Origin of the sequence: Mycobacterium sp. E2733 (assembly GCF_001667585.1) — a bacterium.
Lineage (GTDB): Bacteria > Actinomycetota > Actinomycetes > Mycobacteriales > Mycobacteriaceae > Mycobacterium.
In genome coordinates this window covers 1-14,535 of the sequence record NZ_LZJZ01000032.1, presented here as the reverse complement: position 1 = coordinate 14,535, position 14,535 = coordinate 1, and the positions used below count along the sequence as shown (strand labels likewise).

The 14,535-nt window shown below is 69.6% G+C and carries 12 protein-coding genes and 2 pseudogenes; 12 read left to right on the top strand and 2 right to left on the bottom strand.

The window, feature by feature from the left end:
* The first annotated feature begins 70 nt into the window (after positions 1 to 70).
* The 8 genes and pseudogenes from mqo (at position 71) to A5678_RS07665 (ending at position 10,786) form a co-directional block, all read left to right on the top strand.
* A complete protein-coding gene (gene mqo, locus A5678_RS07700) occupies positions 71 to 1,573 on the top strand; it encodes a malate dehydrogenase (quinone) (RefSeq protein WP_082945440.1) in 1,503 nt (500 codons plus the stop codon).
* Positions 1,570 to 2,049, top strand: a complete 480-nt coding sequence (locus A5678_RS07695) for a GNAT family N-acetyltransferase (RefSeq protein ID WP_068040527.1) — start codon at positions 1,570 to 1,572, stop codon at positions 2,047 to 2,049. Before mqo ends, A5678_RS07695 begins: the two co-directional genes overlap by 4 nt.
* Entirely contained in the window at positions 2,046 to 3,995 is a 1,950-nt protein-coding gene (locus A5678_RS07690) for a magnesium chelatase subunit D family protein (RefSeq protein WP_068040525.1), read from the top strand. Before A5678_RS07695 ends, A5678_RS07690 begins: the two co-directional genes overlap by 4 nt.
* Positions 3,996 to 4,011: 16 nt before the next feature.
* Positions 4,012 to 4,626 carry a cob(I)yrinic acid a,c-diamide adenosyltransferase gene (gene cobO / locus A5678_RS07685; RefSeq protein WP_068040523.1) on the top strand — a complete coding sequence of 205 codons (615 nt, stop codon included), beginning with the start codon at positions 4,012 to 4,014 and terminating at the stop codon, positions 4,624 to 4,626.
* The gene (locus A5678_RS07680) at positions 4,623 to 5,999 is read left to right on the top strand and encodes a cobyrinate a,c-diamide synthase (protein WP_068040521.1); all 1,377 of its coding nucleotides are present in this window, start codon (positions 4,623 to 4,625) and stop codon (positions 5,997 to 5,999) included. Before cobO ends, A5678_RS07680 begins: the two co-directional genes overlap by 4 nt.
* 68 nt (positions 6,000 to 6,067) lie before the next feature.
* Positions 6,068 to 7,284 (top strand): annotated as a pseudogene (gene cobA / locus A5678_RS07675) (uroporphyrinogen-III C-methyltransferase).
* A gap of 22 nt (positions 7,285 to 7,306) precedes the next feature.
* Positions 7,307 to 8,899 (top strand): MFS transporter, encoded by a 1,593-nt coding sequence (locus A5678_RS07670; RefSeq protein ID WP_068040517.1) that lies wholly within the window; start codon positions 7,307 to 7,309, stop codon positions 8,897 to 8,899.
* Between the two features lie 138 nt (positions 8,900 to 9,037).
* Complete coding sequence (locus A5678_RS07665; protein WP_068040515.1) at positions 9,038 to 10,786, top strand: proline--tRNA ligase; 1,749 nt, start codon at positions 9,038 to 9,040, stop codon at positions 10,784 to 10,786.
* A 21-nt stretch (positions 10,787 to 10,807) separates the two neighbouring features.
* Here A5678_RS07665 and A5678_RS07660 read toward each other — a convergent pair whose 3' ends face one another.
* Together A5678_RS07660 and A5678_RS07655 are read right to left on the bottom strand one after the other, a co-directional pair.
* Positions 10,808 to 11,254: a ferritin-like domain-containing protein gene (locus A5678_RS07660; protein WP_068040513.1), complete on the bottom strand. Its 447-nt coding sequence runs from the start codon at positions 11,252 to 11,254 to the stop codon at positions 10,808 to 10,810.
* Complete coding sequence (locus A5678_RS07655; RefSeq protein ID WP_068040762.1) at positions 11,251 to 11,787, bottom strand: hypothetical protein; 537 nt, start codon at positions 11,785 to 11,787, stop codon at positions 11,251 to 11,253. Before A5678_RS07655 ends, A5678_RS07660 begins: the two co-directional genes overlap by 4 nt.
* A 204-nt stretch (positions 11,788 to 11,991) precedes the next feature.
* On the opposite strand from A5678_RS07655, the gene rimP reads away from it, so the two are divergent.
* From rimP to A5678_RS07635, 4 genes and pseudogenes are all read left to right on the top strand, one after another.
* Positions 11,992 to 12,519 (top strand): ribosome maturation factor RimP, encoded by a 528-nt coding sequence (gene rimP / locus A5678_RS07650; RefSeq protein WP_068040511.1) that lies wholly within the window; start codon positions 11,992 to 11,994, stop codon positions 12,517 to 12,519.
* Positions 12,516 to 13,571, top strand: a complete 1,056-nt coding sequence (gene nusA, locus A5678_RS07645; RefSeq protein WP_068040509.1) for a transcription termination factor NusA — start codon at positions 12,516 to 12,518, stop codon at positions 13,569 to 13,571. Before rimP ends, nusA begins: the two co-directional genes overlap by 4 nt.
* Positions 13,572 to 13,673: 102 nt before the next feature.
* Positions 13,674 to 14,036, top strand: a complete 363-nt coding sequence (locus tag A5678_RS07640) for a YlxR family protein (RefSeq protein WP_082945439.1) — start codon at positions 13,674 to 13,676, stop codon at positions 14,034 to 14,036.
* A 64-nt stretch (positions 14,037 to 14,100) separates the two neighbouring features.
* Positions 14,101 to 14,373: pseudogene (locus tag A5678_RS07635) on the top strand (translation initiation factor IF-2 N-terminal domain-containing protein); the annotation flags it as partial.
* Positions 14,374 to 14,535 lie beyond the last annotated feature (162 nt).

Here is a 14,535-nt window from a genome sequence, read left to right as displayed (position 1 = left end):
CGCCGTCCGTGCCGGGTTTGCCTCGGGATAGCCTGGGAACCGGCACAGTCGACGGAAGGACCAGGAGCAGGTGTCATCGCTAGCCCGAACCGCACGGACGGACGTCGTGCTGGTGGGCGCGGGCATCATGAGCGCAACCCTGGGTGCGTTGCTGCGGCGGCTGCAGCCCGACTGGTCCATGACCATCGTCGAACGCCTGGACGCCGTCGCCGCCGAAAGCAGCAGTCCCTGGAACAACGCCGGCACCGGGCATTCCGCGCTGTGCGAGCTCAACTACACCCCGCAGAACCCGGACGGCTCGATCGACATCACCAAAGCGGTGCGCGTCAACGAGCAGTTCCAGGTGACGCGCCAATTCTGGGCCTCCGCCGTCGAGAGCGGGATCCTGACCGATACCGGCTTCCTCAACCAGCTGCCGCATGTGAGCTTTGTGCGCGGGGCGCGAAACGTCGAGTTCTTGCGCCGACGGCAACAGGCCCTGGCCGCCAACCCGCTGTTCGCCGGCACCGAATTCATCGACGACCCGCACGAGTTCGCCCGCCGGCTGCCGTTCATGGCCGCCGGGCGCGACTTCTCCGAACCGACCGCGCTCAATTGGGCTCCACACGGCACCGACGTCGACTTCGGTGCACTGGCCCGACAGCTCATCGGCTTCTGCGTGCAGGGCGGCGCGACCGCCTTGTTCGGCCACGAGGTCCGCAACCTGAGCCGGCAATCCGACGGCAGCTGGACGCTGCTGATCCGCAATCGCCGCACCGGCGAAAAGCACCGGCTGAACGCCAAATTCGTCTTCGTCGGGGCCGGCGGCGACGCGCTGCCGTTGCTGCAGAAGTCCGGCATCCACGAGGTCAGGGGCTTCGCCGGGTTTCCGATCGGTGGCCGGTTCCTGCGCACCGGAAATCCGGCGCTCACCGCCGCGCACCGGGCCAAGGTGTACGGCGTCCCGGCGCCGGGGGCCCCGCCGCTCGGCGCGCTGCACCTGGACCTCCGGTTCGTCAACGGCAAGTCCTGGCTGGTGTTCGGTCCGTACGCCGGCTGGTCGCCCAAGTTCTTGAAACACGGCCGCCTCAGCGACCTGCCCCGCTCGGTGAAACCGGACAACGCGCTGTCCATGCTCGGGGTCGGCCTGACCCAGCTGACGCTGGTCAACTACCTGATCCGCCAGCTGCGGCTGTCCGAACCGGACCGCATCCACGCGCTGCGCGAATTCGCCCCCACCGCAGCGGGTTCCGACTGGGAGTTGACGGTGGCCGGTCAGCGCGTGCAGGTGATCCGGCGGGACCGGCGCAAAGGGGGCGTGCTGGATTTCAGCACCACCGTGCTGGCCGCCGCCGACGGCAGCATCGCCGGTCTGTTGGGAGCCTCGCCGGGGGCGTCGACGGCCGTGGCGGCCATGCTCGAAGTGTTGGAGCGGTGCTTTGCCGACCGCTATCAATCCTGGCTGCCCACTCTCAAAGAGATGGTGCCGTCGCTGGGGGTGGAGCTGTCCCGTGAGCCGGCGTTGTACGACGAGGTGTGGTCCTGGGGTACCGAGGTGCTGCAGTTGAAGTCCGATTCGGGGGTTCGGTCATGAGTGAAGCGTTGCGTCGGTCCTGGGCCAAAGACCTTGACGCCCAGACCCTTTACGCGCTGCTCAAGTTGCGGGTGGAGGTGTTCGTGGTGGAGCAGGCCTGCCCATACCCCGAGCTGGATGGGCGCGACCTGCTCGCCGAAACCCGGCATTTCTGGCTGGAGACGCCCGACGGTGAGGTGATCTGCACGTTGCGGTTGATGGAGGAGCACGCCGGCGGCCAAAAGGCGTTCCGGATCGGCCGGTTGTGCACCAAACGCAGCGCCCGGGGGCAGGGTCACACCACCCGGCTGCTGCGCGCCGCCCTGGCCGAGGTCGGCGACTACCCGTGCCGGATCGACGCGCAGACCTACCTGTCCGACATGTACGCTCAGCACGGGTTCGTCCGCGCCGGTGATGATTTCGTCGACGACGGCATTCCGCACGTGCCGATGGTGAAGCCGCCACGCCCGGGTTCCGGAATGACGGAGCTACCGTGAAGCAGTATCCGTTCAGCGCGATCGTCGGGCACGACCAGCTGCGCCTCGCGCTGCTGCTGTGCGCCGTGCGCCCGGAGATCGGCGGCGCGCTCATCCGGGGCGAGAAGGGCACGGCCAAGTCGACGGCCGTGCGCGGTCTGGCGGCCTTGCTCTCCGAGGCGACCGGCGACGCGAGCGCCGGCCTCGTCGAAATGCCGCTCGGCGCAACCGAAGACCGGGTGATCGGCTCGCTGGACCTGCAGCGGGTGTTGCGTGATGGCGAGCAAGCGTTCTCGCCTGGGTTGTTGGCCCGCGCGCACGGCGGGGTGCTCTACGTCGACGAGGTCAATCTGCTGCACGACCATCTGGTGGACGTGCTGCTGGACGCCGCGGCGATGGGGCGGGTGCACATCGAACGCGACGGCATCTCGCATTCGCACGAGGCCCGGTTCGTGTTGATCGGCACCATGAATCCCGAGGAGGGCGAACTGCGTCCGCAATTGCTGGACCGGTTCGGTCTCACCGTCGACGTGCACGCCTCTCGCGACGTCGACGTCCGGGTGGAGGTCGTCCGGCAGCGCATGGCCTACGAGGCCGACCCGGACGCGTTCGCCGAGCGCTACGCCGACGCCGAGGCCGAACTGGCCCGGCGCATCGCCGCCGCGCGGGCGCTTGTCGGCGAAGTGGTGTTGCCCGACAACGAGTTACGCCGCATCGCGGCGGTGTGCGCGGCGTTCGACGTCGACGGAATGCGGGCAGATCTGGTGGTGGCCCGGACCGCCGCCGCGCACGCCGCCTGGCGCGGGGCCAAGACCGTCGAAGAGCAAGACGTCCGGGTGGCCGCCGAGCTCGCGTTGCCGCATCGTCGCCGCCGCGACCCGTTCGACGACCCGGGCATCGACCGCGACCAGCTCGACGAGGCGTTGGCGCAAGCCGGCGATGACGACCGCGAGCCCGAGCCCGACCCGCCGGGGGGCGGTCGGTCCGCGGACGATCCTGCGGCGCAATCGAACTCATCGGCGCCGTCGAAGCCGCAACCACCGAACTCGATGGGTGACGACCCGCCGCGCCCGGCTGCGCCGCGCTCGCGATCGTCACCGAACTCGATGGGTGACGACCCGCCGCGCCCGGCTGCGCCGCGCTCGCGATCGTCACCGAACTCGAGCGCGCCGCCGTCGAAGACCTTCCGCGCCCGAGCGCTGAGGGTGCCCGGGGTCGGTGCGGGCGCGCCCGGGCGGCGGTCGCGGGCCCGCAACGCCAACGGCAGCGTGATCGCGGCCGCCGACGGCAACGACGCGAGTTCCGGCGCGCACGGGCTGCACCTGTTCGCCACCCTGCTGTCGGCCGCCGAGCGCGCCGGGCCCGGCCCACTGCGGCCGGGGCCGGACGACGTGCGACGGGCGATCCGGGAGGGGCGCGAAGGCAACCTGGTCATCTTCGTAGTGGACGCGTCGGGGTCGATGGCGGCGCGCGATCGGATGGCCGCGGTGAGCGGCGCGACGTTGTCGCTGCTGCGCGACGCCTATCAGCGCCGCGACAAGGTCGCCGTGATCACGTTCCGCCAGCAGGAGGCGCAGCTGCTGCTGCCGCCGACATCGTCGGCGCACATCGCCGGGCGGCGACTGGCTCGATTCGACACCGGCGGCAAGACTCCGCTCGCCGAGGGCCTGCTCGCCGCGCGTGAGCTGATCGTCCGGGAGAAGGCGCGCGACCGGGCCCGGCGTTCCCTGGTGGTGGTCCTCACCGACGGCCGGGCCACCGCCGGGCCGGACCCGTTGGGCCGCAGCCGGGCCGCGGCCGCCCGGCTGGTGGCCGAGGGTGCCGCCGCGGTGGTGGTGGACTGCGAAACCTCCTACGTGCGGCTGGGTTTGGCCGAGCAACTGGCCCGCCACCTCGGCGCGCCGGCCGTGCGCCTGGAGCAGCTGCATGCGGACTCTCTGACGCGCGCCGTGCGCAACGCGGCCTGAGAGAGGTAACCGCCCGATGCCACAAGGCCGCCCGCTTCAGGTCCCCGATGACGGACTGAGCACCAAGGCCCGGCGCAACACCCCGGTGCTGGCGGTGCACACCGGCGCCGGCAAGGGGAAGTCGACCGCCGCATTCGGAATGGCGTTGCGCGCCTGGAACGTTGGGCTCTCCGTCGCGGTGTTCCAGTTCGTCAAGAGCGCCAAATGGAAGGTGGGCGAGGAGACCGCCCTCGCTCAACTCGGCCAGGTGCACCAACAGCACAACATCGGTGGGCCCGTGGAATGGCACAAGATGGGCGCGGGCTGGTCGTGGTCCCGCAAGGCGGGCAGCGAACTCGATCACGCGGCGGCCGCGGCCGACGGGTGGGCGGAGATTTCGCGCCGGCTGGCCGAGCAGCGCCACGACTTCTATGTGCTCGACGAATTCACCTACCCGCTGAAATGGGGGTGGGTGGACGTCGACGAGGTGGTGGACGTGCTGCTGGCGCGGCCCGGCCACCAGCACGTGGTCATCACCGGGCGCGACGCCCCGCAGCGGTTGATCGACGCCGCCGACCTGGTCACCGAGATGACCAAGGTCAAGCACCCGATGGACGCCGGGCGCAAGGGGCAGAAGGGTATCGAGTGGTGACTGTCCCCGCGATCGTCGTCGCCGCGCCGGCGTCGGGCAGCGGAAAGACAACCGTCGCAACGGGTTTGATCGGTGCCCTGCGGCGTTCGGGCCATGCCGTTGCACCGTTCAAGGTCGGCCCGGACTTCATCGACCCCGGCTATCACGGCCTCGCCGCCGGGCGTCCCGGCCGCAACCTCGACCCGGTGCTGGTCGGCGAGAACCTCATCGGACCGCTGTACGCGCACGGCTCCGGCGGTGCGGACATCGCGGTGATCGAAGGGGTGATGGGGCTCTTCGACGGGCGGATCGGGCCCGCCGCGGCCGCCCCGGCGGAAGGCTCCACCGCCCACGTGGCCGGCCTGTTGGGTGCGCCCGTCGTCCTGGTGGTCGACGCGCGCGGCCAGAGCCACAGCATCGCCGCACTGCTGCATGGCTTTTCGACGTTCGATGCCGCGACCCGGATCCGCGGCGTGATCCTCAACCGGGTCGGTTCGGCCCGGCACGAACACGTGCTGCGGCAGGCCTGCGAGCAGGCGGGCGTCGCGGTGCTGGGGGCGATTCCGCGCACCGCCGAATTAGAGCTGCCGACAAGGTATCTGGGTCTGGTCACGGCGGTGGAGTACGGTCGGCGGGCGCGGCTCGCGGTCGAGGCGATGACCGACTTGGTAGCCCGTCATGTCGACCTGAGGGCCTTGGCGGCTGTCGCCGCGAGCCGGACCGCCACGGCCTGGGACCCGGCAACAGCGGTGGGGGAGACGCCCGGCGGGCGGGCCACCGTGGCGATGGCGGCGGGGAAGGCGTTCAGCTTCGGCTACGCCGAGCATGCGGAGTTGCTGCGGGCCGCCGGCGCCGACGTGGTCGAATTCGACCCGCTGGCTGAAGAACTGCCGGACGGCACGGACGCGGTGCTGCTGCCCGGTGGCTTTCCGGAACAGTTCACCGCCGAGCTCTCGGCCAACGAGGCCGTGCGCCGGCAGATCAACGAGCTGGCCGCCGCCGGCGCTCCGATGCACGCCGAATGCGCGGGCCTCATCTATCTGGCCACCGAACTGGACGGTTACCCGATGTGCGGGGTGCTGGCCGGGTCGGCGCGGTTCACGCCGAAGCTGACGCTGGCCTACCGCGACGCCGTCGCCGTGGCCGATTCGCCGCTCTATGCCGCCGGCCAGCGGGCGGTGGGGCATGAATTCCACCGCACCGCAATTACTTTCGGCGACGGCTACCAGCCCGCGTGGGCCTATCGGGGCAATGACGCGGATACCGTGCGCGAAGGCGTCGTGCACGCCGGCGTGCACGCCTCATACCTGCACACGCATCCGGCCGCGGCACCACAGGCCGTCGCGCGGTTCGTCGCGCACGCCGCCGCCCGCCGCGCTCGCGGTCGCCACTAGTTCCGACGGTGGCGACCCGCAGCGCCCGGCGTTACCGCCGCGCTCGCGGTCGCCACTAGGCTTGCCCGGTGACCGAGAACGCCTACCTCGCTGGACTGCGGCTGGCCGGCAAAAAGGTCGTCGTGGTCGGCGGCGGCTCGGTTGCCCAGCGTCGGCTGCCCTTGCTCATCGCCAGCGGCGCGGACGTCCATGTCATCTCCCGCAGCGCCACCAGGTCGGTCGAGGCGATGACCGGAATCACGTTGTCGCTCCGCGAATACCGCGACGGCGACCTCGACGGGGCCTGGTACGCGATCGCCGCCACCAACGACGCGCAAGTGAACGCGGCCATCGTCGCGGAGGCCGAGCGCCGCCGCCTCTTCTGCGTCCGCGCCGACATCGCCGTGGAGGGATCCGCGGTCACCCCGGCGTCCTTCAGCTACGCAGGGTTATCGGTCGGGGTGCTCGCCGGCGGCGAGCACCGCCGGTCCGCGGCGATTCGCTCGGCCATCCGGGAGGCGCTGCAGACCGGGGTCATCACCCCGGACAGCGCGGCGAGCCCCGACGTGGTGCGCGGTGGTGTGGCGCTCGTCGGCGGCGGGCCCGGCGACCCCGAACTGATCACCGTGCGCGGGCGCCGGCTGCTGGCGCACGCGGACGTGGTGGTCGCCGACCGGCTGGCGCCGCCGGAACTGCTGGCCGAGCTGCCACCGCACGTCGAGGTCATCGATGCCGCCAAGATTCCCTACGGGCGGGCGATGGCGCAGGACGCGATCAATGACGTCATGATCGAACGCGCCCGGGCCGGGAAGTTCGTCGTCCGCCTCAAGGGCGGCGACCCGTTCGTCTTCGCCCGCGGCTACGAGGAAGTGCAGGCGTGCGTCGGCGCGGGGATCCCGGTCACCGTCGTACCGGGTGTGACGAGCGCCATAGGAGTGCCCGCACTGGCCGGCGTTCCGGTCACACATCGGGCCATCAATCACGAATTCGTCGTGGTCAGCGGCCATCTGGCGCCCGGCCATCCCGAATCGTTAGTAAATTGGAATGCGCTGGCTGCGCTTTCCGGCACCATCGTTTTGCTGATGGCCGTCGAACGCATCGAGCTTTTCGCCGACGCGCTCATAGCGGGCGGCCGACCTGCGGAAACACCGGTGCTGGTGGTTCAACATGGAACGACGGCGGCTCAGCAAACTTTGCGGGCCACTCTCGCCGACACGCCGGAAAAGATCCGCGCCGAGGGCATTCGACCTCCCGCGATCATCGTGATCGGGCCGGTGGCGGCCTTCGGGCTTTAAACGGATCTTAAGATTACTGTAAGGTAACCCTTTATGACGGCTCTCAACGACACAGAGCGCGCGGTACGGAAGTTCACGTCCGCGCGCCCCGATCGTCCGGCCCCGGCGCGCGCCACGCGCTTGGCGGAGACCGCCTCCACCCGCATCAGCAAGTACTACCCGGCCTGGCTGCCGTCCCGTCGCTTCATCGCGGCCGTGATCGCCATCGGCGGTATGCAATTGCTGGCGACCATGGACAGCACCGTCGCCATCGTCGCGCTTCCCCGGATCCAGAACGAGCTCAGCCTTTCCGACGCCGGCCGGAGCTGGGTGATCACCGCGTACGTGCTCACCTTCGGCGGGCTGATGCTGCTAGGCGGCCGGCTCGGCGACACCATCGGACGCAAGCGCACCTTCATCGTCGGCGTCGCGCTGTTCACCATCTCCTCAGTGCTGTGCGCGGTGGCCTGGGACGAGGCGACCATGGTCATCGCGCGGCTATCGCAGGGTGTCGGATCCGCCATCGCCTCGCCGACGGGCCTTGCGCTGGTCGCGACCACCTTCCCCAAAGGCCCGGCCCGTAACTTCGCGACGGCGGTGTTCGCCGCCATGACCGCCATCGGTTCGGTGATGGGGCTGGTCGTCGGCGGGGCGCTGACCGAGGTGTCGTGGCGGCTGGCGTTCCTGGTGAACGTCCCGATCGGGCTGGTGATGATCTACCTGGCCCGCACCGCGTTGCGCGAGACCAACCGGGAGCGGATGAAGCTCGACGCGACCGGGGCGATGCTGGCCACGCTGGCGTGCACCGCCGCCGTCTACGCCTTCTCGATGGGACCGGAGAAGGGCTGGGTGTCAATCACCACCATCGGCTCCGGCGTGGTCGCCATGGCCGCCGCGCTCGCCTTCATCATCGTCGAGCGCACCGCCGAAAACCCCGTCGTCCCATTCGATCTGTTCCGCGACCGCAACCGGCTGGTCACTTTCGCCGCGATCTTCCTGGCCGGCGGCCTCATGTTCAGCCTGACGGTGTGCATCGGCCTGTACGTGCAGGACATCCTCGGCTACAGCGCCCTGCGCGCCGGCGTCGGCTTCATCCCGTTCGTCATCGCGATGGGGATCGGTCTGGGCGTCTCCTCGCAACTGGTGTCGCGGTTTTCGCCCCGGGTCTTGACCATCGGCGGCGGCATCCTGCTGTTCTGGGCGATGCTCTACGGCTGGGGCTTCATGCACCGCGGCGTGCCCTACTTCCCCAACCTGGTGCTGCCCATCATCGTCGGTGGAATCGGCATCGGCATCTGCGTCGTCCCGCTGACGCTGTCGGCGATCGCCGGGGTCGGTTTCGACCAGATCGGTCCGGTGTCGGCGATCGCGTTGATGCTGCAGAGCCTCGGCGGGCCGCTAGTGCTGGCCGTCATCCAGGCCGTGATCACCTCCCGCACGCTGTACCTGGGCGGCACTACCGGCCCGGTGAAGATCATGAACGACCTCCAATTGCACGCGCTCGACCAGGGCTACACCTACGGCCTGCTGTGGGTGGCCGGGGTGGCCGTCGTCGTCGGCGCCGCGGCGCTGTTGATCGGCTACACGCCCGCGCAGGTGGCCCACGCGCAAGAGGTCAAAGAAGCGATCGACGCCGGCGAGCTGTAAGGCGGCGGGCCGCCGATGGCGGCCAACTCCAATGTCGTTGCGCCGGATGCGATAGCGCGGGCGATATCAGATTCGCGGAGCCTCGCGCGGGTCCTCGGCTGTCAGGCGCCCACCCCTGACAAGTTAGGCTGGCCCGCTGTGATCACCCGGATGTCCGAGCTGTTCTTGCGCACGTTGCGCGACGATCCCGCTGACGCCGAAGTGCCCAGCCACAAACTTCTGATCCGCGCCGGCTACATCCGGCCGATCGCGCCCGGGCTGTACAGCTGGCTGCCGCTCGGGCTGCGCGTGCTGCGCAAGATCGAGCGCATTGTCCGCGAGGAGATGAACGCGATCGGCGGTCAGGAGATCCTGTTTCCCGCCCTGCTGCCGCGTGCGCCGTACGAGACCACGAACCGGTGGACCGAATACGGCGACGGGGTGTTCCGGCTCCAGGACCGCCGCGGCAACGACTACCTGCTGGGCCCCACCCACGAAGAGCTCTTCACGCTGACCGTCAAGGGCGAATACAGCTCCTACAAAGACTTTCCGGTGCTGCTCTATCAGATCCAGAACAAGTACCGCGACGAGGCGCGTCCGCGCGCGGGGATCCTGCGGGTGCGCGAGTTCCTGATGAAGGACTCCTACTCCTTCGACATCGACGACTCCGGGCTCAAGGCGGCCTATCACGCGCATCGGGAGGCTTACCAGCGCATCTTCAACCGGCTCCAGGTGAGCTACGTGATCGTGTCCGCGGTATCGGGAGCGATGGGCGGCAGCGCCTCCGAGGAGTTCCTGGCCGAAAGCCCGGTCGGCGAAGACACCTTCGTGCGCTGCCTGGAATCCGGGTATGCGGCCAACGTCGAGGCGGTCATCACCGCCCGCCCGGAGGCCAAACCCATCGATGGGCTGCCCGACGCCGTGGTCCACGACACGGGCGACACCCCAACCATCGCCACCCTGGTGGACTGGGCCAACACGGCCGGCCTGGGCCGCACCGTCACCGCGGCGGACACGCTGAAGAACGTGCTGCTCAAGGTGCGTCAGCCCGGCGGCGAGTGGGAGCTGCTGGCCATCGGCCTGCCGGGCGACCGGGAGGTCGACGACAAGAGGCTGGGCGCGGCGCTCGAACCGGCCGACTACGCGTTGCTCGACGACACCGACTTCGCCAAATACCCGTTCCTGGTGAAGGGCTACATCGGACCGAAAGCGCTGCGGGACAACGGCGTTCGGTACCTTGTCGACCCGCGGGTGGTGGACGGCACGAGCTGGATCACCGGGGCGGACGAGCCCGGGCGGCATGTCGTCGGCCTGGTGGCCGGCCGGGATTTCACCGCCGACGGCACCATCGAGGCCGCCGAGGTGCGCGACGGCGATCCGTCTCCCGACGGCGCCGGCCCGCTGGTGGCGGCCCGGGGTATCGAGGTCGCGCACATCTTCCAGCTCGGCCGCAAGTACACCGACGCCTTCACCGCCGACGTGCTCGGTGAGGACGGCAAGCCGGTGCGGCTGACCATGGGGTCCTACGGCCTCGGGGTGTCGCGGATGGTGGCGGTGATCGCCGAGCAGCACCATGACGAGCTGGGCCTGCGCTGGCCGTCGGCGGTCGCGCCGTTCGACGTCCACCTGGTGATCGCCAACAAGGATGCGGACGCCCGCACCGGAGCCACCGCGCTGGCCGCCGACCTCGACCGGTTGGGCGTCGAGGTGCTGCTCGACGACCGTCAGGCGTCACCGGGGGTCAAGTTCAAGGACGCCGAGTTGCTGGGCGTCCCGTGGATCCTGGTGGTGGGGCGCGGCTGGGGTAACGGCGTGGTGGAGCTGCGCGACCGCTTCAGCGGGCAGACGCGCGAGCTGGGCACCGGGCCGTCACTGGCCACCGACGTCGCGGCCGCCCTGACCGGGTAGTGCTCGAAAACCCTTGCGCCGCTAGTCGTTTCCGCCGGGGAAGCTCGTCGTGATGGGCCAGGCGCCCAGCACCCGGTTCCATCGGGCGGCCATCACGGCGCTTTGCGTCAGTGCCGTCGAGGCGAACGCGCGGTCGTCGGCCGTCTCGGCGTGCTCGATCACCACGCGCCAGGCCGACGCGCCGTCGTTCTCCATCCGCGCCGCCAGGCGCGCCGCATCCGCCGCGCTGCCCACCAGGATCGGTAACTGGTAGCCGGGGGCGGCGACCGGCGCGGTGACCTTGCGGGCGTTGAGCATCGCGATCACGTCGTCGCGGCGTTGGCGGTGCTGGCCCAGGGCCTCCACCACCATGTCGTTCACGCTCGGCGGCGACAGCGCCGAGACCATGCCGTAGCCGTAGATTGTCGAGTGTTCGATGGCCAGCGCGTCGCACAGCGCCGCGTTGTCCGCGTCTTTGCCGGAGCTCATATCGACGGGCCCCCCGGCACCAGGGCGACGGTGTACGACGCCGTGCAGGACGCGATGATCGAGGCGAGCAACCCCGCCCGGTAGCCGGATTCTCCCGCCACCATCCGGCTGGCGCTGTCCGCCGAGGCGCGTAAGGCGTTGATCACGTCGGACACCGGTGGGGGAGGCGGCGGCGGTCCCGCCGGTTCGGCGGCGCTCGAGCTGGGGCCCGCGGTCTCGCTGGTCGACGAGGCGGTGATCTTGCCGGCGGCCCGCGAGATCTCCGTGGACAGGGCGCGGGCGTGCGCGGCGCGCTGGCTTGCGACCACCGCCAGCGCGGCGGCGATCTGCGGCGGATTGCCGACGGCCGCCGCGGCGGCACCGGCCAGCGCGCTGTCCTTGCGGGCCTGGTCCAGCGGGCCCAGCAGCTCTTCGACTGGCGGGGGTTTGGGCGGGGACTCGCCGCAGGCGGAGGTCACCACCCCGAGCGCAGCCAAAGCCGCGCCGCCGGCGAGCACACCCCGCCGGTTGACGACCGGAAATGCGCTAGACACAAACACATCCTGCCATCGCTGCGGAGGTGGGTAGGAAGCCAGGACGCGATCCCGCCGTCAGACGCGATTCCTGGCGTATCGTTGATAGCTGCTCTCGCGGAACGGCAGCCTTCGCGTTCCGCCAGGACACTGGAGCCGCCCGCAGGGCCAAGGGGGCGGCGACGCCCTGCAGCTGACCGAACAACTCAAGATGAGGAGCTCGCCGTGACCACCGGGCTACCTTCGCAGACGCAGGTGATCGAGCTACTCGGTGATGAGTTCGCGCGCGCTGGATACGAGATCGAAGACGTGGTCATCGACGCCCGGACGCGCCCGCCGCGGATCATGGTCGTCGCCGACGGTGACAAGGCCCTCGACCTGGACACCATAGCGACGCTGTCGCGCTCGGCGTCGGCTTTGCTGGACGGCCTCGACGACGTTGCGGACCGCTACGTGCTCGAGGTGAGTTCGCCGGGCGTGGACCGCCCGCTGACCAGTGAAAAACATTTCCGTCGCGCCCGCGGCCGCAAGGTCGACGTCGTCCTCGCGGACGGTTCGCGGCTGACCGGTCGCGTCGGCGAGACGCGCGGCGACTCCGTTGCCCTGGTGGTCCGCGCGGGACGTGACTACCGGGTACGCGAGCTCCCGCTCGCCGATATCGCCAAAGCCGTTGTCCAGGTGGAGTTTTCGCCCCCAGCCCAAGCGGAGTTGGAACTGGCGGGCCAGGCCGACAGGACGGAGGCCGGATCATGAATATCGACATGGCCGCGCTGCATGCCATCGAGGTGGATCGCGGCATCTCGGTCAACGAGCTGCTCGAGACGATCAAGTCGGCGCTGCTCACGGCCTACCGGCACACCGAGGGACACCAGAACGACGCGCGCATCGAGATCGACCGCAAGACCGGTGTCGTGAAGGTGGTCGCCCGTGAGACGGACGACGACGGCAACGTCATCAGCGAATGGGACGACACCCCCGAGGGTTTCGGCCGGATCGCCGCCACCACCGCCCGTCAGGTCATGCTGCAGCGGTTTCGGGATGCGGAAAACGAGCGCACCTACGGTGAGTTCTCCACCCGCGAGGGCGAGATCGTCGCCGGCGTCATTCAACGCGACAACCGCGCCAACGCCCGCGGCCTCGTCGTGGTCCGGATGGGCACCGAGACCAAGGCCTCCGAAGGCGTGATCCCGGCGGCCGAACAGGTGCCCGGCGAAAGCTACGAACATGGCAACCGGGTGCGTTGCTACGTCATCGGTGTGACCCGCGGGTCCCGGGAGCCGCTGATCACGCTGTCCCGGACGCATCCCAACCTGGTCCGCAAGTTGTTCTCCCTGGAAGTCCCCGAGATCGCCGACGGGTCGGTGGAAATCGTGGCGGTGGCCCGGGAGGCCGGCCACCGCTCGAAGATCGCGGTGAAGTCCAACGTTCCCGGCCTGAACGCGAAAGGGGCCTGCATCGGCCCGATGGGCCAGCGGGTCCGCAACGTGATGAGCGAGCTCTCCGGGGAGAAGATCGACATCATCGACTATGACGAGGACCCGTCCCGCTTCGTCGCCAACGCGTTGTCGCCGGCCAAGGTGGTTTCCGTGTCGATCATCGACCAAAACGCCCGCGCCGCCCGCGTGGTGGTGCCCGATTTCCAGCTGTCCCTGGCGATCGGCAAGGAGGGCCAGAACGCGCGGTTGGCCGCTCGGCTCACCGGGTGGCGCATCGACATCCGCGGCGATACGCCGGGGGGATCCGAGTCGCATTCGGAGAGCCACCCCGAAAACGGCGCCACCCACGGGATGGCGCACGACCGCTAACTTAACTAGCGGCCGACCCTGTCGGACGGCGCCGACGCGGGGGTTCCGCACCGGCACCCTCGGGCGGTTCTGACCATCGAATAAGTGACGCTAGACTGAGCCGTGATCCAGCGTGAGCCTTCGGCCCGGGCGCACAGACGCGAGGACGGACCAGTCCGAACGTGCGTCGGGTGCCGAAAGCGAGAGCTGGCCGTCGAACTGCTTCGCGTGGTGGCTGTGTCGAACGGGAACGGCGAATATGCCGTGCTCGTTGACACCAAGACCAACCGGCCGGGGCGGGGTGCGTGGCTGCACCCTGTACCGCAGTGCGTGCAACAGGCGATTCGGCGGCGGGCTTTCACCAGGGCGCTGCGCATCGACCGTCCACCGGACACATCCGCGCTGGTCGGGCACGTGGAAGGGCTCGACCAGCACGGCAACAGAACAGGTAGCAAAGAACATGAGCACACCGTGAAGTCCCGATGACCATGCGTCATAGCTAAACCCGAGGCGCGGCCCCACGACTGTCGCCTCTTAGACAGGAGATGTAGTGGCAGGTAAGGCCCGCGTACACGAGTTGGCCAAGGAACTCGGTGTTACCAGCAAGGAAGTTCTCGCCCGGCTGAATGAACAGGGCGAATTCGTAAAGTCAGCATCGTCCACGGTGGAGGCGCCGGTCGCTCGTCGACTGCGCGAATCATTCGGGGGCGGCAAGCCGGCTCCCCAGAAGACCGCGGCCAAGGCGGCCGCCAAGGCCCCGGCCAAGGGCCCGGACACATCGCTTGACCAGGCCCTCGACAAGGCCATCGGCAATGGTGAAGCCAACGGCGAAGCCGCCGGCGGAACGACGACCGCAGCCGCGCAAGCGGCCCCGGCGGCGCCCGCGGAAGCGCCGGCGCGCCCCGGCCCGGCACCCAGATCCATCTGCTGACCGTCGAAGACGACATCGAGATGCCTACCGGCGAGCAGGGCCGTATCGAGGTTC